Raw genomic sequence first — 16,000 nt, 5'->3', positions numbered from 1 at the left:
GAGGTTGGGATATGATGCAAGGAAAACTAAATCAGATAGCAGTAATCAAAGATGCTGTGAATGCTACACTGAAGAGCCGTATGCGGGAAATTCGCAAGTACGGTTCTGTTGGGGGGATCATAGCAACTAAACCTAATAGGAGGATTTAAAGTTATGATCTCTACCGGACCTTGAAGGACGAGCAGTGGGAGAGGATAAAAGATAGCTTACCAGGAAAGGAGGGAGATAGCGGGAGAAGTGCAAAAGATAACAGGAAGTTCATAGCAGCAGTAATGTGGATAGGCAGAACAGGAGCACCATGGAGAGCTTTGCCTGTAGAATATGGAAAATGGTCGAGTGTACATAAAAGGTTTATAAGATGGGCAAGATCGGGTGTATGGCAAATGATTAACACCCTAGCAGTGGATGAAGACACAGAGTGGCTTATGATTAGATTCGACAATAATTAGAGCGCATCAGCATGCAGTTGGTGCAAGGAAAAAATATGGTGTGCAAGAACAGGAATTGGGGCGATCTAAAGGTGGATTTTCAAGCAAATTACAACGCTGTTTGTGATGCTCTAGGCTAAGGTTTTTTGTTACTGCTGGCCAAAGATCAGATTATGTAAAAGCTTTAGACCTAATAGAAGGCAAGAAAATGGAAGCACTTATTGCTGATAAAGGATATGATGCAAATTATATGATTAAAGCAGCAGAACTGTGAATGCTGAATCAGTTATTCCACCACGTTCTAATAGGAAAACACCGAGAGAGTACGATAAAGAATTATATAAAAAAAGAAATCTAATAGAAAGAATGTTTCACAAAAGGGAGTGTTAAATAAGCTGTGTCAAACCGAGAAATAAAGTAATAAATTGATAAAAAAATGGAGGTTTGACATGAGTCAAAAAATAGCAAATAGAACTGCCGGGTTGGTAGATTATAAAGAATTAGAAACCTGTCGTCTATAACGAGAAGGAAGACCACTAACAGGAAGAGATAACACCATTGATAAAAAAGCTGCTGGAGGCAAGCCTGGAAGGTGAAATAGAAAGCCACATGTCAGCTAAAAGTGAAGAAAATAACCGAAGAAATGGGAAAAACTTTACGCACGAGTGCAGGTTCATTTGAACTGTTAACACCAAGGGACAGAGAAGGAAGCTTTGAACCCCAAATAGTTAGAAAAAGACAAACAACCGAACTTGAAGCAAAGGTCTTAAGCACATTTGCAAGCGGCATGGAGATATAGTATCACATATAGAAGAAATCTATGATCATAAAATATCGCTAGTAGAAATATCAAACATTACTACTGCCAGTAATCAATGAATGGCGCAGTCGTCTGCTGCAATCTGTATATCCAATAGTGTTTATGGTTTTTTAAGGAGTTGTGTAAGTAAATGTATGTATAACATATTAGCAAAATGGCAGAAAAGAAGTTTTATTTGGCTGAAAGCGAAGTTTTGGTTGGGAGTGCTAAATGACCTTAAAGAGAGAGGAGTAGAGGATTGCATGTATTAAAAAGCTTTCCTACAGCGATAAATAGCTAATACGGAAATGTATAGTACACCAGATAAGAAATTCTCTAAAATATGTATCGAGCAAAGATGTAAAAGTTTTCATGAATGATCTGAAAAAAGTATACCGTGCTGCAAGCAGAGAAATTGCCGAGAATTATTTGCTTGAGTTGGAAGAAAAATGGGGAGAAAAGTATCCTCTAGTTTTGGCAGAACAACTGGGAAAATTTGTCCAGTTATTTCAAATATTCTGGGCCAGTTAGGAAGCTAATTTATACTACTAATCCTATTGAGGGGCTGCATAGGCAGATCAGAAAATTTACCAACACAAATGCCTTGTATAAGCAGGTATATTGTGCTATAAAAAAAGTAGAGCAAAAGTGAACTACAGCTTTGCCTTTTAACTATGTCTCAACTTGACATCTTCTTTCCTGGTAGATTGAAAATCGAGTTGAATTAAAAATTCGGTTTGACACAGTTTATTTAACACTCCCAACTCAAACAAGGGGGATAGGACTATGACTTCTACCAACCAATAATAGCGCTTATCCACTAATGGCTCAATAGCTGCTGTTGTTGTTACTACTATTGTCATTAACGCTATAGTAACTCCTAAGCCAAACTTAGATACTGTATTAATTACTTTTTTTATCTTGGGTTTTAACCATACCTAATAAACATTTAAATATTCTATGTCATATATACTTAACCATCCAATTCTGCAATATATATTTTATATCATGTCTTTAAAGATCTTCGATTGACTTTTAATGCACTTCATTCTATATAATTAAAATATTTCAAGTTACCAGACATGCCGAATCTAAAGATAATGGTGTAAATTTTGGGCCCAGCATCTTTATTTCTTATTATAAACAATGAAAGATTACAAAAAAGGGCATAGAAAGCGCTTAAGAGAGAGAATCATTTCAGATAATGGACAATCGTTGCTTGATTATGAGGTTTTAGAACACATTTTATACTCAGCATACAGTAGAATTGATGTAAAGCCAGTGGCAAAGAGTTTGATAGAAAATTTTGGCAGTTTGAATAAAGTTTTTAATGCCGATTTAGAAACACTGCAGAATATTGAAGGAGTTAATAATGCAGCCATATCGGCTATCTTTTGTGTAAAACAGGCTTTTGTTCGCTCTGCACGAGAAGAAATAAAGGACCTACCTATAATCAATAATTGGAAAAAACTCCTTGATTATTTAAAAGTAAGTATAGGAAGCCTCAATAAAGAAAATTTTCGCGTTATCTACATGAATAAAAAATATCGTCTAATAGCGGAAGATCTGCAAAACTTTGGTACAGTAGATCAAACTCCTCTTTATGTTAGAGAGATCATAAAACGTGCACTTTTAATTGGCTCAACGTCCATTGTAATATCCCACAATCACCCAAGCGGAGATGCACAGCCTTCAAGCAACGATATTTCTCTCACCAAACAATTAGCAGAAGCTTGCAAAAATGTAGGGATAGAATTAATAGATCACATTATTATTACATTCAGTAGCTATTTTAGTTTCAAGGAAAATAGGCTGTTGTTACAGCAGGGGAAACAGATCTAAATGTAGCTATACTTCCTTATTATGAAGGTTAAGCTAAAATGCGCTTGTTAAAGCATTTAAGACAATAAAAAACGCCAATTTAAAAAATAGATAGTGAATAACTGGCTAACAGGGTTTCTTTTATGTTATTACACACATATATCATAGAATAGATCTGAGAATATCTACAAGATGTACTACCGATGCGAATAAAAAAATGTGACTAATTACTTAATCTTTCACTCAAAACCAAGTTCACGACATCAGGGCTGGCTTTTCCTTTGGTGAATTTCATGACTTCGCCGACAAAGAATCCGTATAATCTTGTTTTACCGCTTTTGTATTCTTGAACTTTATCCTGATTGCTATTGATGATTTTGTCGATAATTTCTGATATTTGACCTCTATCGGTTATTTGTTTTAGGTCCTGCTCTTCTATAATAACGGATGCAGACTTTCCAGTTTTAAACATAATATCAAAAACTTGTTTACCAAGTTTAGCAGAGATCGTTCCATCGACGATAAAGTCGAGGAGCTCGGATAAAGCATCTGCTTTGATTGGGGAGCTAACAATATCAATATTTGCTTTGTTTAAACGACCGAAAAGCTCGACGGTTAACCAGGTAACTGCAATCTTTGAATCGTGCTTTTTTACCAATTTTTCAAAATAATCAGCAATTTCTTTATCAGAAGTGATAACGTCTGCATCGTATTCATTGATACCTAATTCCTCAATGTATCGCAGTTTTTTTTGATCTGGCAACTCGGGTAAAGATGATTTAATAGAATCAATTTTGTCTTGGCTTATTTCAACAGGTAACAAATCAGGCTCAGGGAAATATCTATAGTCACTTGAATCTTCTTTGCTTCTCATCACTTTTGTTTTTCCTAAAGTGACATCAAACAGTAAGGTATCTCGACTTATTTCTCCTCCGCTTTCCAAAATTTTGATCTGCCTTTGTGTTTCATAATCTATAGCTTGTACGATATAACGTATTGAATTTAAGTTTTTTATTTCACAGCGGGTACCAAATGCACTACTACCCTTTGGACGAACAGAAACATTTGCATCGCAGCGAAGTGAGCCCTTTTCCATATCACCATCGCATGAACCGATGTAACGCAAAATCTGCCTCAATTTTTTCATGAATTCTGCAGCTTCTGCAGATGAACGAAGATCTGGCTCTGAAACAATTTCCATTAAAGCAACACCTGCACGATTTAAATCTATGTAAGTTTTGCTTTCTTCATGAATACTCTTTCCTGCATCTTGCTCTAAGTGAATTCTTGCGATTCTTATTTCTTTTTCATTATTATTGATAAACACTTTGCCATTTTTAACTATTGGCTCAAAGAACTGGGTTATTTGATAACCTTGTGGTAAATCAGGATAAAAATAATTTTTCCGGTCAAAGTAAGAGCATTTATTAATTTCTGCAGAAAGTGCAAGTCCAGTGCATATTGCTTGCTCTATGCAGCGATAATTTAATATTGGTAGTGTACCTGGCATTGCTGCATCAATTAGAGAAACTTGAGTATTATGTTCAGCACCAAACTCCATCGGTGAACTAGAAAATAGCTTAGTCTTAGAAGAAACTTGAGCGTGCACCTCAAGTCCAATTACTGTTTCCCAATCCTCTTTTGTCATGTATTTGATTCAAGCAATAACCTCTATATTCTGCAAACTAGCACAAAAAGTCAAATAAAACTCATTCAGCCTATGATTTAAGAGCAGTGTATATCAAGAATACAAAAATTACTTTACAGGTTCTATTGGCTAGGATAAAGTTACACGCTGTCAAAAACTATCTATAGTAGGCCAAAACATAATTTTGAGGGCAACTGATTAGCTAATAAATTTATAAACATCAGTATACAATTCATCAATGCTTGGCTCTTTGCTATTTTTAGCAAAATCTTCTGACTTTTTCACTAAATCTCGTATTTCCTTATCAATAGCTTTGCATTCTTCTTCTGAAGCAAATTTATTATTTATCATGTACTTTTTTAAAGTGCTTATAGGGTCATGATTTTGCTTCATATCTTCAACTTCTTCTTTTAAGCGATAAGTAGCAGGGTCTGACATTGAATGGCCACGATATCGATATGTCTTCATTTCAAGCAGGATAGGCCCTTTTCCGCTGCGTGTGTATTCAACTGCTTCGCTTGTAGCCGCATAAACAGAGAAAAAATCCATTCCATCAACTTGTTTTCCAGGAATACCAAAACTTTCTCCTCTTTTATACAGCTCTGTTACTAAAGTTGATCTTTGCACAGAAGTTCCCATTGCATATTCATTATTTTCTATGATGTAAATTACAGGTAATTTCCATAAAGCTGCCATATTAAATGATTCATATACTTGTCCTTGATTTGCAGCACCGTCACCAAAATACGTGAATACCGCGTTATCTTTTTTCTTATATTTATTAGCAAATGCTATTCCTGTGCCAATTGGAACTTGCGCTCCTACTATTCCATGCCCACCGAAGAATTTTTTTTCAACGTCAAATACGTGCATAGAACCACCTTTGCCTTTTGAGCATCCCGTTTCTTTGCCAGTTAGCTCCGTCATCACGACATTCGGATCAGAATTACATGCGAGCATTAAGCCATGGTCTCTATAGCTTGTGATAAAAGCATCACCAGGTTTTGATGCAGCTTGAGTCCCAACTGCAACTGCTTCTTGCCCTATTGATAGGTGACAGAACCCGCCTATTAATCCCATTCCATATAATTGTCCTGCTTTTTCTTCAAATCTGCGTATGAGTAGCATTTTCCTGTAGAATCCAATTATCTGTTCTTTAGTGAAATTTTCTGCTTTCATATTGGTTTCTTTTTCATTAAACTAAAATAATATCAGAAGTTTTTAACATTTTGTAATAAATTTCAATGGGTTATTACCACTGGCTTGAAGCTTTTCACATTATCTCCGTCATTATGTGGATGGCAGGTATGCTTTATTTGCCAAGACTTTATGTTTATCATGCATCTGTAAAACCAGGGTCAGAAAATGATAGCTTGCTTCAAACAATGGAAAAGAGACTACTTAGATATATCATAAACCCTGCAATGCTTTTCTCACTTGGTCTTGGAATTACACTAATGGTTATCAGGGAAGCATACCGCGAAGGGTGGTTCCATGTAAAAGCACTAGCATTACTCTTTATGTTTGCTATTCATGGGCTACTTGCAATGCATAGGAAAAGTTTTGTAATGGGTTCAAATGAAAAAACCCACGTTTACTTTCGCGTTTTAAATGAGGCAGTTACAGTGTTAATAATAGTTATAGTTATTATGGTTGTTGTAAAACCGTTTTGATTTTTACTCTTTACGTTTACTAGCCTAGCTTGTGCTAGCTTAATAAGAGCTCGAACGCTAACATAATAATTGTTACTAAATAGTTTATTCTGATGTTTCACAGTCTAAGTAAAGTGCTTAAATTATAGATTCTTTGTTTTTGTGTGTTATCCTAGTTAACACGAATTCACAGTAGTATTATAATGAGTAAGTTAAAAAAGCTTGGTGCTGGATTTTCTTTGACAGGCCTGATTGGCAGTGATGATATAGATATGCAAGGAGCAGGAAATAGAAAGAAAAAATATCCAAAATTTTTGGATAAGACGTTTGCATGGATCGATGCAATAGTAAATTTTATTTTTAAACGCGAAAGTAATAACGTAAATGAAGTACTGAAAGTCACATGGGGACCACTGTTTTTTGGTTTAGTGGTGATACTCATCTTTTTTGGAATAGGCGGTATTTGGTCGGCTATAGCTCCAATTGACGGGGCAGTGCATGCAAGTGGAGAAGTTATTGTATCTTCAAATAGGAAAATAGTTCAACACTTGGGTGGAGGAATAATAAGCAAAATTTTAGTAAAAGAGGGCCAAGCAGTTAAAAAAGATGAGCCTTTAGTTTTATTAAGCGATGTTAATGAGAAGGCGAATTTAAGTATTATCAAAGAAAAGCTTTTATCATTTTTGGCAACCGAGGCAAGGCTTCTTGCAATCAGAGTAGATTTAGACACACTCGAATTTTCTGATGAGGTTAAAAGATTATCTGACGATGAGCTTGTAAATAAAGTGATAAGAAATCAAGTGAAGTTATTCAACTCTCAGAGAAAGAGCATATTAGGAAAAACAGATATATTACAACAGCGTATAAAGCAGTTAAATGACGAATTGGCAGGGCTAAACTTTCAACTAAATGCAGCTCATAAGCAATATGACTTGATAACTGAGGAGTTGGAAACAAAAAGACAATTACTTGATAGTGGCCATATAAGCAAACCGCACATTTTAGCTTTAGAAAAGCAGTTTGCTGAAATTGAGGGCAGAGTCGGGCATTACCGTACTCTAATATCTCAAGCGCAGCAAAAAATTGGAGAGAAAGAATTAGAAATTATAAACGTGACAAACGATTCTCAAGAAAGAGCAAACGCTGAACTTAAGGAAGTTAGCACATCTATTGCAGACTTGAAAGAGAGGCTGATGGTTGCTGAAGATTCATTAGCACGTACGATAATTAAATCTCCTCAAGATGGGATAGTTACAGATATAAGATACCATACTGAAGGTGGTGTTATACAATCTGGAGTTCCGATCATGAGCGTAGTGCCATCGAATGATGACCTAATAATAGATGCTAAAATTCAGACCAGAAACATAGAAGAGATACTGTCAGCACAAAAGAAAGATAGCAACATAGTCTCTATTGATGGGCTAGAAGGACTAAAGGTTAAAGTCCGGCTGAGTGCTTACAGTGCACGTCGTTTAAGTTTAATTAGTGGTATAGTAAGTCATATTTCTCCTGATGCTCTTGATGACCCAAGACTAGGGCGTTATTATTCAGTGCGCGTAGTGATACCGAAGTCAGAGCTTGCTCAATTTAAAAATGTATACCTATACCCTGGTATGCCAGCAGAAGTGTACATAGTTACTCAATCTCGTACTCTTTTATCATTCTTGTTTACGCCTATACTTGCAACAGTCGACAAGTCTTTCATAGAGAGGTAGTTTATTTGGCTTTTCTAAAAAGTTTGCTTACACAGTTTAATATGCAAAAAAAAATTATATACAAGTAGTGTATCCTTTTATAATTATTTTCTATAATATGTAAAACTTTGGTTCAAGATGTAGATGCTAACGTGAATATTAAAGGTTAGTTAGTAAACTCAAGTATATAATATAACTAAGGAATAATGTTATTAAAAGGGGTTATTAAGGTTTTTATCTCAATAAATTATAGATAAGTAAATTTGCAATAAAGTTTAATAGTGTCTGTTACTGCTTTTAGGTGTGAGGCTAGAGGGTTATTAGCAGTAACAGACACTATTAAACTTATTATAGAATTTCCTTAAAGTAAATACTTAATCAAAAACATTATAATATTTTAACTTAAAATAGATTCATGTAAATGCTTTTTTCCTCAAGTTAGTATTGTATTATTATACTTATTAAATGCTAAAAAAACATTAATCATCATTAATCTCTATTTGCATAGTAAGTTTATATATACTATTATATAGTTAGTTTTACAGCAAAAAATATGGTGAAGTTATTTGCATTATTGATAATGTTTTACTCAAACATATCAGCTGCTTCTGCTCCTATTTCTTGGCAATTTGGATTTCCTGCACCTGCAACTGAGATAATGGAGGTTGTAGTTAAGTCACATTCGTTTGTGATGAGTGTAATGATTGCAATCATGCTTTTTGTATGGACACTGCTTGCTTATGTAGTATTTCGTTTTCGTAAGAGTAAAGTGAAAAATGTAAGTAAAACGAGTCATAATATCTTTTTAGAAATTGTCTGGTTTGTTATACCAACGATTATTGTTGGAGTACTGGCTTTTAAAAATGCTGAATTAATTAAACTACAGGAGAAAGTGCCAAAAGCTGACATTACACTGAAAGTTATTGGCCATCAATGGTATTGGAGTTATCAGTACCCAGAATATCAAGGTGTTTCATTTGACAGCTATATTAAAGGAAAAGACGACTTTATCGAAGGGGATTTGAAACTATTCTCTGTTGATAATAACGTTGTTTTACCTGTCAATACTAACGTTCGTTTGCAAGTGACAGCAGGAGATGTAATACATAGCTGGGGAGTACCGGCTTTTGGTGTAAAAATTGATGCAATACCAGGTAGGCTAAATGAGGCATGGTTTAATGTTACAAAGCGCGGTATTTATTATGGGCAATGTTATGAATTGTGTGGTCCAGGCCATGGGTTTATGCCAATTGTTGTTGAGGCAGTGAGTAAAGAGGATTTTAATAAGTGGATCGAAAATAAAAAATTAGTGAGTTAAATTTGGAGTATAAATATGAGTGATGTACCAGAAGGTATAAGACGTTGGCTATTTTCTACTAACCATAAAGACATAGGAACACTGTACATTGTTTTCTCCATATTAGCTGGAATTATTGGTGGATTATTATCAGTGATTATTCGTACTCAACTAATGCACATTAATATACTTAACAGTAACTATCAATTATATAACGTGATGGTTACAGGACATGCAGTAATAATGGTGTTTTTTATGATAATGCCAGCTCTAATGGGAGGATTTGGTAATTGGTTTGTGCCTCTCATGATTGGTGCGCCAGACATGGCATTTCCTCGTATGAATAATTTAAGTTTTTGGTTATTAGTGTCATCTTTTATTTTGCTCATCCTCTCGGTGTTTGCAGGTGAAGGTCCTGGAACAGGATGGACTTTATATCCACCTTTGTCGCAAATTATGTCTCACCCAAGTGCAGGAGTTGATCTTGCTATACTTGCACTTCATGTTGCTGGTATGTCATCAATTGTTGGGGCGATCAACTTTATAGTCACTATATTCAATATGCGTGCAAAAGGCATGTCACTCACTAAGATGCCACTATTTGTTTGGTCTGTTTTACTAACGTCATTTATGTTAATTGTTGCCTTACCGGTACTTGCTGGTGCTATAACTATGCTGCTCACTGATCGTAATATAGGTACTTCCTTTTTTGATCCTGCTGGTGGCGGTGATCCTGTGTTATTTCAACATCTGTTTTGGTTTTTTGGTCATCCAGAAGTTTACATAATTATTTTTCCTGCATTTGGCATCATAAGCCAAGTCGTATCAACTTTTTCCCATAGGCCAGTATTTGGCTATAAAGGAATGGTTTATGCAATGATAGGCATAGCAGCGTTTGGCTTCATGGTTTGGGCTCACCATATGTTTACTGTTGGGCTTAGCGAAGATGCTGCTATATTTTTTAGCACCAGCACAATTTTCATTGGTGTTATAACTGGTGTAAAAGTCTTTAGTTGGATTGCAACTATGTGGGGTGGGGCGATTGAATTTAAGACACCAATGCTATTTGCACTAGGTTTTATTTTTATGTTTGTTGGTGGTGGCATAACCGGAATAATTCTTGCTCATGGTGGAATAGATAAGCTTTTGCACGATACCTATTATGTTGTTGCTCACTTCCATTATGTTATGTCACTGGCTGCCTTATTCGGAACCTTCGCTGGCTTTTATTATTGGATAGGCAAAATGTCAGGTAAACAATATGATGAGCGCTTAGGTCAAATCCACTTTTGGCTCACTTTCATTAGCACTAACATTACCTTTTTACCTCAGCATTTTCTTGGTTTAGCTGGTATGCCAAGGCGTATACCAGATTATCCTGATGCGTTTATTCCTTGGAATTATATATCCTCAATTGGCTCATATATGTCCTTTGTTTCAGTTATGTTTTTTATATTTATAGTTATACATCTCTTTAAATGGGGTAAAAAAACTGGAAATAATCCTTGGGGAGGTGATACCTTGGAATGGACGGTATCTTCACCACCACCTTTTCATACTTTTGAAAAGCCACCAGTGGTAAAATAAAGTGTACATAAGTGCTTTGTTAAGCGTTGAATCGACAATATTGGACTTTTGGCATTTGCTGAAGCCAAGGATAATGTACCTTGTAGTATTTACTGCAGTTGCTGGAATCATTGCTGCGCCAGGTAGCATTCATCCTTTTCTTGCACTAATATCTCTGATATGCATTGCTCTTGGCTCAGGGTCTGCAGGTGCGATAAATATGTGGTATGACAGAGACATAGACTTACTTATGGAGAGAACAAAAAATCGCCCTATACCTTCAGGTAGAGTTTCTGCAGAGAGCGCGCTTGAGTTTGGTATAACTCTTGGGATATTGTCAGTATTTATCATGGCAATAGCAGTGAACTATGTTTCTGCTACTCTGCTTGCAATTAGCATATTATTTTATGTTTTCGTGTATACAGTTTGGCTCAAAAGGCGCACTTCACAAAATATTGTTATCGGTGGTGCAGCAGGTGCTTTTCCTCCAATGATAGGTTGGGCAGTTGTGACTAACTCTGTAAGTTGGGAAAGTTTCGTTTTATTTTTAATAATTTTTATGTGGACTCCACCACATTTTTGGGCTCTATCTTTAAATAGATCTGAGGATTATGCAAAAGCATCGATTCCAATGTTTAATGTTATCCATGGCCCGGAAAAAACAAGAAAGTATATATTAATCTACAGCGTGTTGCTGGTATTAATTAGCTTATTTCCAGCATTATTTTTGAAAAAGACCCTGATTTACCTAAGTATGGCAATTATTGAAGGTTGTGTTTTTATTTGGTTTGCTGCATCCGTTATAAGGCTTAAGAGTCATAGCTCGCAGAAAAAAATGTTTTCTTACTCAATTTCTTATCTATTTTTTCTGTTTGCTAGTATTATTTTTTGTTCTATTGACTTATTTTGATTATGAAAGAACACAAAAACTATCTTTTACTTTCTCTTCTAATAATGCTCGTTGTAGCACTTTTTTTTGTTTCTACAATAAAATTTAAAGGTTAGGCTTAAATTGCCTCTATATCTATAAAAATTGTGATTTTATAGAAGCAACGTTATACTTTATTAATTCATTACAGTTAAAGATGAATAAAAAGGAAGTGACAATATACACAGATGGAGCATGTTCTGGTAACCCAGGGACAGGAGGGTGGGCAGCGATCATATTGTTTCAAAATCATAGAAAGGATATTTATGGTAGAGAAGAAAATACCACAAATAATAAAATGGAGTTAACAGCGGTGATCAATGGACTGAAGGTATTAAAATTTCCTTGTAATATCAGTTTGTATACGGATAGCCTTTATGTTAAATATGGTATAACAGGGTGGATAAGTAAGTGGAAAATGAACGGTTGGAAGACAAGTAATAAGAAGTCAGTAAAAAATATTGAATTATGGAAAAAATTGGACAATGTTGCTTTGCAACACGAGATTAACTGGAAGTGGGTGAAAGCGCATAATGGTGATAAATATAACGAGGAGGCCGACAGTTTAGCAAGAAAAGCAATAATCGATGCTTAAAAAAATCACTATATCATTTTCTATAATTTTATTATTCATATTTTGCTTCTTTATCTTTTTTAAAGGTGAGGATTCTTTAGAAATTAATATTAGTTATATTAATTTTTACACAAAGAAAAAAATATCGAAAATATTTGCCAATTCGGATGTCAACATGGAGAGTACCTCGGTTATTTGGCAGAAAGATGGCAAACTAGTCATTACAGATTTAAAAATAACAAATCCTGATTTTACTATAAAAATACCTGAGCTTTCCGCACATTTTAAGTTAAGTTCTCTATTTAAAACTAGCATAAATTTCTCTCAAGTTTCAGCTGATAATGTGCATGTATGTATCAATCAGAAAAAAGCTGACTTTAAAGCAGTAAACTTCAATCTGCAAAACTCAGTAAAAACAATAAGGAAATTCTTTTTTGACTTAAATGCAGACTCAAGAATTGAAATCACTAACATTGCTATCAACGAAAACACAGAAGATGAATTTTTTATTGATAAATTATATATCGGAAAAAGAGAAGATTTTAATATTTTAGACATTCGTGTTTATACAAAAGGTGAAAAGGGATTTCTAGATGATTTATCTATTACGATAAAAAATCGCAATAATTTACTGAATGTGTATGGGAGATTTTATAACCTAAAACTGAAACTATTTAGCAAGTTTTCCACATTAGTTCAAAACTTAGACAAAGATGTAGGCTTCAAAGGAAGCTTTTCAATGAAAATTAATGGAAAGGATGAAGTTGTAGATGGGAACATATACATATTAAACACAGATAATCATCAGAATAAAAACTTAGCTATAACTAATGTAAATGTAAATTTGACATATAGTAATGGAGTAATTAGTGTAAAAAACTTTCATTTTAACTTAAACGGCACGTATCTCTCTTTAATGGGCAAAATGAACTTTAGTACAAATCATGCTTTGTTTAGAGTTAACATTAGTAGACTTGTTGCAAAAGATTTATGTACTTATGTACCAGATGGTATAGTGAACAATAGATTTAAAAAATGGTATTGTGATAATATTGATGGGGATATTGTAAATACAATCATAAGTTTCAACGGCAAAATTAACAGCTTAGTTAATGATGATCTATCAGACGTCGTAATTGTTGCCGATATAGAAAACGGCAGCGTCAGATTTGATGAAGATTTTGAGCAAGTGAGAGAATTAAATGGTGATCTAATTCTCAAAAATAACAACCTCACAATTGCTGTAAATAGCGCTAAGTTTCAGAATTTCACTATTGATGGTGGTAGTGTTGAAATGAACTTTCTCGATAAGGAAGAGTCAGTTCTAGTTATCAATGGTAAGGTCACAAGTGATGCTTACGGGTTGTATGAGCCTATAAGATTTAAGCTGGACAACATGATTAAGGTTACAAGGGACAAGATAGATGGAATAGCAAAATCTGTATTTAATTTTCGCATCTTTAATCTAAACTCTAGTGACAAAAAGGTAGATTTTTTGGCCAAATTTCATTCTGAAATTGACAATTTGGTTGCTTATAATGAAAGTCTTGGTCAATATGATATTAAGCTCGATTTTGGTAGTGACTTTATAGATTTAAATGGTAGCGGCATGGTGAATAACACACAGCTATTATTTGACCTGAAAAGTAGCAACAAAAATGAAAGTTTCGCCTGGAATTTAATCGGAGATTTACCTGCTCAAGTACTTAATTTCGATAATGGCTACATCAATGTAAATATAGAATCAGTGGTAAATCAAGATAAAACGGGATATATTAATGGTAGTATAGATTTATCAGAGCTTAAATCACGTTCAAGTTATTTAGGGTGGAAAAATCGCTTTGAAGATCACAATAAAGTTTTGTTCTCTGTAAAGTTAAAAGGAGCAAGTGAGTTGTTAATAGACAAACTAGACGTTGTAGGAAATGACTTAGACATGAAGTTCAGCGGAAAAGTAGAGGATGGAAATTTGTATTTAAGTTCTAGCAAATTTGAATTGCCAGGCAACGATCTTAATGTAGAAATTGAGCTGGGTAAAGAGAAAAACGCCGTAACTATTTATGGCAAGGAAATCAACTTAAGTGATATTTTAGGTTTGCTTGGCAAAAACAATCATGGATTAAACAAAGATGTAGAAATTAATATGAATGTTGACAATGTCATCATGAAAGAAGGCATTGTGATCAAAAATGCTAAGCTGAATGTAACCTGCACTAAAGGTAATTGCAATGGAAGTCAATTTATAGGACAGTTTTTGGAAGATAACAGTAATATACTAGCAGAATATAGTGAAATAGGGCTTGAAATATATTCGGATAATTCGGGTATGCTTTTGCGTTCTTTAGGTATTGGTAAATCAATTAAAGACGGCAAATTATCTTTTTATCTATCTTCTCAGAGAGAAAAAGGGGAACATTACGGCATGCTATCTATCAGCAATTTCTATATCAAAGATGCTTCACTGCTTACTACTTTACTATCGATGTCTTCGCTGCCTGGTATTGTAAATGCTATAAAAAACGAAGGTGTGCATTTTTATAAGTGTAATGCACCTTTTTCATATAAAGATGGCACTATTGAAATTGAAGAGTCTTGGCTTGAAGGAGCGGAATTGGGCATTAGCACTAGTGGCAGGCTCGATATTAAGGATTATAAATTCCAGGTTGAAGGACAAGTAATACCAGCATACTCAATTAACAAATCTTTGTTAAAAATCCCTATAATCGGAAAACTTCTTACTGGTGGGAAAAGTAGGGGGATTATTTCAATAGACTACAAAGCAAATGGTGATGATAAGAACAATAACGTATCTGTTAATCCTATCTCTTCGCTAACTCCAAGCTTACTTAAGAGATTATTAGGAGTATTTGATCGTATTATGACAAAAACTAATGAAAGCATTTTAAAAGGTAGTGTGAAAAAGAAACTTAGCTCGATATGACCGGAAGGAAATTTGTTTGTTGTAGATTTGATATGCACTAAATAATAAAAGGTAGGAGAAAACGGTTCCTCTTTTTCTATACGTTTTTATATTACTACTTTGTAAGACTTAATTTAACATATAAAGTAGGAGGATGCTGAGTTGTGCTATTGATTATGTTTTCGATTGTTCAATAATTCTTAAATGTTTATTAGGAAGCTATATGTTTACAAGCGAGTTGATCACTACGCTAAATGGTAAATATTAGATACAACAAACAGAGGAAGTTAGATAAAATAATTAAGGGAACAAGAATATAAAGGTTTAACTTGAAGTAACCGGATAAAATCTCAATCACACTTCCAAGCGCTGGTGTCCACGAAAATAATGCAACTGTACAGATCAGTAGATTCCTTACGATTTTTGGTGTTTTATCTTCGTTCTCTAATTTGTGGTATGATCTCCTGATAAAAATTGTTATTCTACCTAAATACCAGTTAGCTATTCCACCAAGACTGGATCCCAATACTCCAAAAAGTAATATAAGTAGTGGATTGTAATGTGACCTAAAGCATAACATAGTGTAAAGTACAAAACCTTGATGTATGGGTAAGATAAGCGATGATACTAGTCTATCTGTGAACAACAGCAGATAATTTTCCATATGAAT

General features: G+C 34.4%; 14 protein-coding genes and 1 pseudogene. 11 read left to right on the top strand and 4 right to left on the bottom strand.

Features of this window, described 5'->3' with window-relative positions; all coding sequences use genetic code 11:
* Positions 1-11 precede the first annotated feature (11 nt).
* The 3 genes and pseudogenes from wVul_RS08330 to wVul_RS02100 all read left to right on the top strand — a co-directional run bounded on the left by wVul_RS08330 (position 12) and on the right by wVul_RS02100 (position 1,955).
* On the top strand, positions 12-149 hold the full coding sequence (locus tag wVul_RS08330; RefSeq protein WP_153295409.1) for a hypothetical protein: 138 nt from the start codon (positions 12-14) through the stop codon (positions 147-149).
* A 21-nt stretch (positions 150-170) separates the two neighbouring features.
* The gene (locus tag wVul_RS02105) at positions 171-449 is read left to right on the top strand and encodes a transposase (protein ID WP_153295441.1); all 279 of its coding nucleotides are present in this window, start codon (positions 171-173) and stop codon (positions 447-449) included.
* Between the two features lie 428 nt (positions 450-877).
* Positions 878-1,955: pseudogene (locus tag wVul_RS02100) on the top strand (IS256 family transposase).
* Here the strand turns inward: wVul_RS02100 and wVul_RS09425 are convergent.
* Positions 1,896-2,090: a hypothetical protein gene (locus wVul_RS09425; protein WP_047758957.1), complete on the bottom strand. Its 195-nt coding sequence runs from the start codon at positions 2,088-2,090 to the stop codon at positions 1,896-1,898. The pseudogene wVul_RS02100 and the gene wVul_RS09425 overlap by 60 nt on opposite strands.
* Before the next feature lie 283 nt (positions 2,091-2,373).
* Here wVul_RS09425 and radC point away from each other — a divergent pair, with 283 nt between their 5' ends.
* Entirely contained in the window at positions 2,374-3,069 is a 696-nt protein-coding gene (gene radC / locus wVul_RS02090; RefSeq protein ID WP_047758956.1) for a RadC family protein, read from the top strand.
* A 202-nt stretch (positions 3,070-3,271) separates the two neighbouring features.
* Here radC and gatB read toward each other — a convergent pair whose 3' ends face one another.
* Positions 3,272-4,696, bottom strand: a complete 1,425-nt coding sequence (gatB, locus tag wVul_RS02085) for an Asp-tRNA(Asn)/Glu-tRNA(Gln) amidotransferase subunit GatB (protein ID WP_047758955.1) — start codon at positions 4,694-4,696, stop codon at positions 3,272-3,274.
* Positions 4,697-4,894: 198 nt separating this feature from the next.
* Positions 4,895-5,875 (bottom strand): pyruvate dehydrogenase (acetyl-transferring) E1 component subunit alpha, encoded by a 981-nt coding sequence (gene pdhA / locus wVul_RS02080; protein WP_047758954.1) that lies wholly within the window; start codon positions 5,873-5,875, stop codon positions 4,895-4,897.
* A 65-nt stretch (positions 5,876-5,940) separates the two neighbouring features.
* Here pdhA and hemJ point away from each other — a divergent pair, with 65 nt between their 5' ends.
* The 7 genes from hemJ to wVul_RS02045 all read left to right on the top strand — a co-directional run bounded on the left by hemJ (position 5,941) and on the right by wVul_RS02045 (position 15,351).
* Positions 5,941-6,369, top strand: a complete 429-nt coding sequence (gene hemJ / locus wVul_RS02075; protein WP_047758953.1) for a protoporphyrinogen oxidase HemJ — start codon at positions 5,941-5,943, stop codon at positions 6,367-6,369.
* 182 nt (positions 6,370-6,551) lie between these two features.
* Positions 6,552-8,066: an HlyD family type I secretion periplasmic adaptor subunit gene (locus tag wVul_RS02070; protein WP_047758952.1), complete on the top strand. Its 1,515-nt coding sequence runs from the start codon at positions 6,552-6,554 to the stop codon at positions 8,064-8,066.
* A 532-nt stretch (positions 8,067-8,598) separates the two neighbouring features.
* Positions 8,599-9,363: a cytochrome c oxidase subunit II gene (gene coxB / locus wVul_RS02065; protein ID WP_047758951.1), complete on the top strand. Its 765-nt coding sequence runs from the start codon at positions 8,599-8,601 to the stop codon at positions 9,361-9,363.
* 15 nt (positions 9,364-9,378) lie between these two features.
* Positions 9,379-10,929, top strand: a complete 1,551-nt coding sequence (gene ctaD / locus wVul_RS02060; protein WP_047758950.1) for a cytochrome c oxidase subunit I — start codon at positions 9,379-9,381, stop codon at positions 10,927-10,929.
* Between the two features lies 1 nt (position 10,930).
* On the top strand, positions 10,931-11,818 hold the full coding sequence (locus tag wVul_RS02055; protein ID WP_047758949.1) for a heme o synthase: 888 nt from the start codon (positions 10,931-10,933) through the stop codon (positions 11,816-11,818).
* 175 nt (positions 11,819-11,993) lie between these two features.
* Positions 11,994-12,431, top strand: coding sequence for a ribonuclease HI (gene rnhA / locus wVul_RS02050; RefSeq protein WP_047758948.1), 438 nt, complete (start codon positions 11,994-11,996; stop codon positions 12,429-12,431).
* On the top strand, positions 12,424-15,351 hold the full coding sequence (locus tag wVul_RS02045) for a YhdP family protein (RefSeq protein ID WP_047758947.1): 2,928 nt from the start codon (positions 12,424-12,426) through the stop codon (positions 15,349-15,351). Before rnhA ends, wVul_RS02045 begins: the two co-directional genes overlap by 8 nt.
* A 229-nt stretch (positions 15,352-15,580) precedes the next feature.
* Here the strand turns inward: wVul_RS02045 and wVul_RS10160 are convergent, their stop codons facing one another.
* The gene (locus wVul_RS10160) at positions 15,581-15,994 is read right to left on the bottom strand and encodes a YqaA family protein (RefSeq protein WP_114517227.1); all 414 of its coding nucleotides are present in this window, start codon (positions 15,992-15,994) and stop codon (positions 15,581-15,583) included.
* Positions 15,995-16,000 lie beyond the last annotated feature (6 nt).

The sequence above is a fragment of the Wolbachia endosymbiont of Armadillidium vulgare str. wVulC genome, assembly GCF_001027565.1.
In the GTDB taxonomy this organism is placed as follows: Bacteria; Pseudomonadota; Alphaproteobacteria; order Rickettsiales; family Anaplasmataceae; genus Wolbachia.
The sequence above is the reverse complement of the archived record's forward strand: the minus strand, read 5'-3'. Positions and strand labels throughout refer to the sequence as shown.

Coding starts and splice junctions, on each gene's coding strand:
- rnhA (WP_047758948.1), top strand. CDS start 11,994: ATGAATAAAAAGGAAGTGACAATATACACAGATGGAGCATGTTCTGGT.
- wVul_RS10160 (WP_114517227.1), bottom strand. CDS start 15,994: ATGGAAAATTATCTGCTGTTGTTCACAGATAGACTAGTATCATCGCTT.
- hemJ (WP_047758953.1), top strand. CDS start 5,941: ATGGGTTATTACCACTGGCTTGAAGCTTTTCACATTATCTCCGTCATT.
- wVul_RS02070 (WP_047758952.1), top strand. CDS start 6,552: ATGAGTAAGTTAAAAAAGCTTGGTGCTGGATTTTCTTTGACAGGCCTG.
- radC (WP_047758956.1), top strand. CDS start 2,374: ATGAAAGATTACAAAAAAGGGCATAGAAAGCGCTTAAGAGAGAGAATC.
- wVul_RS02045 (WP_047758947.1), top strand. CDS start 12,424: ATGCTTAAAAAAATCACTATATCATTTTCTATAATTTTATTATTCATA.
- coxB (WP_047758951.1), top strand. CDS start 8,599: ATGGTGAAGTTATTTGCATTATTGATAATGTTTTACTCAAACATATCA.
- pdhA (WP_047758954.1), bottom strand. CDS start 5,875: ATGAAAGCAGAAAATTTCACTAAAGAACAGATAATTGGATTCTACAGG.
- gatB (WP_047758955.1), bottom strand. CDS start 4,696: ATGACAAAAGAGGATTGGGAAACAGTAATTGGACTTGAGGTGCACGCT.
- ctaD (WP_047758950.1), top strand. CDS start 9,379: ATGAGTGATGTACCAGAAGGTATAAGACGTTGGCTATTTTCTACTAAC.
- wVul_RS09425 (WP_047758957.1), bottom strand. CDS start 2,090: ATGACAATAGTAGTAACAACAACAGCAGCTATTGAGCCATTAGTGGAT.
- wVul_RS08330 (WP_153295409.1), top strand. CDS start 12: ATGATGCAAGGAAAACTAAATCAGATAGCAGTAATCAAAGATGCTGTG.